A 1,056-nucleotide genomic window follows, 5' to 3' on the forward strand; every position below is an offset into this window, starting at 1 on the left:
TCATCAGCGACCGCCTGCCGCTGGCCTCCTACGCAGAGGCCCTCAAGCGCTTCCAGGCAGGCGAGGGCCGCAAGATCCAGGTGCAGCCCGGCCTCACTGTGTGATCACCCCCGAATGACAGAGCCCATAACGCGCCGTCACCGCCCCCTTGCTCCACAAGGTGGTGGCGGCACCGGCCGCCCGCCCGTCCTGACCTGCCGATGTGCTGATGGCGCCACGTGCCGTGAAACCACCATGTGCGACCCGTTGCGGTTCATGGCCGACGCCGTGTCAGTAGGGCTTGTCGGGGGACGATCCCTCTCCGGGAGGACACTCGTGTCACCACCTGTCCACTCCTCGGTTCTTGTCGTGGGCGAAGCTCTCACAGACATCGTGCGGGAGTCCTCCCGACATCAAGTCACCTACCCGGGCGGCAGTCCCGCCAACATGGCGCTCCGACTGGCCCGCCCGGGCCACCCTGTGTCGCCAGCTCATGTGCACACCGGCTCGATCGCCGCGGCCTCATCCCCAGGCGCCAACAAGGTCGGTGAACTCCTCGCGGCCGCCCGATCCCACCGCACCATCTCGTACGACCCCAACCTCAGACCAGCCCTGCTGGGCTCCCCGGACAGGGAGAAGGTCCTGAAGACGTCGCGGCTCGATGGGCCCAGGCCTGCCCCGCCCTGGTCGTACTGACCCGCGGATCCCAGGGCGCCGAAGCGTTCTGGGGCTCCTCCCGCCATGTGATGACACCCCTCCAGATGCCGGCGCCGACACCTCGGGGCCCGGTGACGCCTAGGTTTCCGGACTCCTCAGCGGGCTGCTGACTGCAGGCCTGTGGGTGCAGCGGCCGGCCGTCGGAGCACTCGGCACCCCGACAGGCAGTGCGCGCCGCTCTACGAGAGACCGCCGTCCAAGCCGGTGTGGCCGCGGTGGTCGAACGGGCCCGCCCGGTGGCGGTATTCACCTGCTCCCGTCCTGGATCGGACCCACCGACTCCGGCGGAGGTGCCGGCCGATCGTGACGGACTTGGGCTGCCCGCGGCAGCGGTCAGGGCAGGGGTGTGCGTCCCGGGGA

Annotated in this window: 1 protein-coding gene; it reads left to right on the forward strand. The window is 69.9% G+C overall.

Annotation, left to right across the window (positions count from 1 at the left end; genetic code table 11):
- Positions 1 to 426 precede the first annotated feature (426 nt).
- Entirely contained in the window at positions 427 to 675 is a 249-nt protein-coding gene (locus ACZ562_RS38355; protein ID WP_471189359.1) for a hypothetical protein, read from the forward strand.
- Positions 676 to 1,056 lie beyond the last annotated feature (381 nt).

This window comes from Streptomyces sp. NPDC040410 (genome assembly GCF_055595715.1).

What these genes read in the sequence shown, in the direction of transcription:
- ACZ562_RS38355 (WP_471189359.1), top strand. Translation starts at nt 427, where the DNA reads ATGGCGCTCCGACTGGCCCGCCCGGGCCACCCTGTGTCGCCAGCTCAT.